Source organism: Chryseobacterium sp. CG10_8, from assembly GCF_058117085.1.
Genome location: NZ_JBYVEB010000210.1, coordinates 1 through 1925, shown reverse-complemented (window position 1 = coordinate 1925; position 1925 = coordinate 1). Strand labels below are relative to the sequence as shown.

The following is a 1925-nucleotide window of genomic DNA, read 5'->3' as shown; positions in this document are numbered from 1 at the left end:
TAATTTTAAAGTAATTCCCATTCTTATTCGTCATTGTACAAAAGATAATAATATGAATTTGAAAGAACTGCTTCAGTATCGTCGTTCCGTCCGTTTTTATGACTCCGAAAAATCAATTGACCCTAACAAAGTTCAGCAGTGTATTGAGTTGGCTACCTTGTCTCCCAATTCTTCCAATATGCAATTGTGGGAATTTTATCATATAACCGACCCTGAAACTTTGAAAAAACTCGCTCATGCTTGTCTCGACCAAGATGCCGCAACTACGGCGAAACAAATGGTTGTTTTTGTTACGAGACAAGATTTGCATCGCAAAAGAGCGAAAAGAATGATCGAGCTCGAAACACAGAATGTTCTAAAAAATAGTCCTCAAGAAAAACACGAAAAGCGCATCAAAAGATGGCAAATGTATTATGGAAAGGTTATTCCTTTTTTCTACTCTAAGTTTTTTGGAGTTTTAGGTTTAATTAGAAAAATTGTGGTGAATATTGTTGGACTTTTCCGACCGATTGTTTACCAAGTTTCAGAAAGTGATGCAAGAGTCGTAGTTCACAAATCTTGTGCGTTAGCTGCTCAAACCTTTATGTTGGCAATGGCGGACGAAGGTTACGATACTTGTCCGATGGAAGGTTTTGATAGCCGAAGGGTAAAAAATATTTTAAATCTTCCTTATGGTGCAGAAATCAACATGATTATTTCCTGTGGAATCCGAATGGAAAAAGGAATTTGGGGCGAACGCATGCGAATTCCTTTTGACGAGGTGTATAAAAGGATTTAATTTTTTACCTTTACTTATTCAAGGAAAATCATAATCCAACCTTTCCCTGAAAATTCTCATCAATAATAAAAACACGTTTTTATGAAAATCACCATTCCAAAGCCCTGTCACGAGAATTGGGACTTGATGACTCTCGACGAAAAAGGAAGATTTTGTGCCGTTTGTTCCAAAACGGTTATTGATTTTACAGATTGTTCAGATGAAGAAGTTTATAATGAATTAAATGAGAGTTCAAATATTTGCGGAAGATTTACTGATAAACAAGTGAACCGAAATATTGCATTGTCAGTCTTAGGAAAAATGGCATTAGGACTTATGGTTGGAACAAGTGCGGTCAATCTTGCAAATGGACAAGAGTTAAAAACAGAAGAGGAAATAAAACAGGTCGATTTAGAAAAGGGATTTGATGGCTTTAAAAAGGTTAATGATACTCTCGATAATGTAGTAATTATTGCAGGAATGCCTTCCAAAGCGATGATAGAATCTACAAAGCCTCTAATTTTTTTGGATAAAGTTCGAATTTCAGAGGAAAAAATGAAAAAACTTAATCAAGAAAACATTGAGTCCATAATGATTCTTGACGAACAAAAAGCAGTTGCTTTATATGGTAAGGAAGCTCGCTTTGGTGCCATCGTAATCACTTCAAAAAAAAGAAAAAATAAAAAATGAAAAAATTAGAATTTACCATCGATATCAACGCTTCAAAAGAAAAAGTTTGGGAAGCACTTTGGAAAGACGAAAATTATAGAAACTGGTGCAGTATTTTTCATGAAGGATCGCATTATAAATCCGATTTGAAGGAAGGCGGTGATATCTTTTTCCTTGGTCCAGAAGGAAGCGGAATGTTTGCTGTCATTGAAAAATTAGTCCCTTATGAGAAAATGTATTTTCTTCATAAAGGCGAGTTTAAAGATGGTGTCAAGCAAGTGGAGACCTACGGTGAAGACGCTATCGAAAGATTTGATTTAGTAGAAAAAGACGGTAAAGTTTTACTTACCATGACGATGAATTCGCCCGAGGAATATGTTGGATATTTCGCCAACACTTTTCCGAAAGCTTTGGAAACAATAAAAGAGATCGCCGAGAACTAAGGTTTCTTATCTGATTGACTTCCGCACTATTACTTTTTTTGTCGTAACTTAGTTCT

General features: G+C 35.4%; 3 protein-coding genes. All 3 read left to right on the top strand.

The features are described from left to right. The first annotated feature begins 52 nt into the window (after window positions 1-52). The 3 genes from AC4AGG_RS16230 to AC4AGG_RS16220 all read left to right on the top strand — a co-directional run bounded on the left by AC4AGG_RS16230 (window position 53) and on the right by AC4AGG_RS16220 (window position 1869). Entirely contained in the window at window positions 53-778 is a 726-nt protein-coding gene (locus tag AC4AGG_RS16230) for a nitroreductase family protein (RefSeq protein ID WP_489773066.1), read from the top strand. Between the two features lie 81 nt (window positions 779-859). Next, the gene (locus AC4AGG_RS16225) at window positions 860-1447 is read left to right on the top strand and encodes a hypothetical protein (RefSeq protein WP_489773065.1); all 588 of its coding nucleotides are present in this window, start codon (window positions 860-862) and stop codon (window positions 1445-1447) included. Continuing rightward, on the top strand, window positions 1444-1869 hold the full coding sequence (locus tag AC4AGG_RS16220) for an SRPBCC family protein (RefSeq protein ID WP_489773064.1): 426 nt from the start codon (window positions 1444-1446) through the stop codon (window positions 1867-1869). The genes AC4AGG_RS16225 and AC4AGG_RS16220 overlap by 4 nt, the downstream gene beginning before the upstream one ends. Window positions 1870-1925 lie beyond the last annotated feature (56 nt).

Excerpts from the sequence above, each read along its gene's own strand:
- AC4AGG_RS16220 (WP_489773064.1), top strand. The coding sequence starts at position 1,444 with ATGAAAAAATTAGAATTTACCATCGATATCAACGCTTCAAAAGAAAAA.
- AC4AGG_RS16230 (WP_489773066.1), top strand. The coding sequence starts at position 53 with ATGAATTTGAAAGAACTGCTTCAGTATCGTCGTTCCGTCCGTTTTTAT.
- AC4AGG_RS16225 (WP_489773065.1), top strand. The coding sequence starts at position 860 with ATGAAAATCACCATTCCAAAGCCCTGTCACGAGAATTGGGACTTGATG.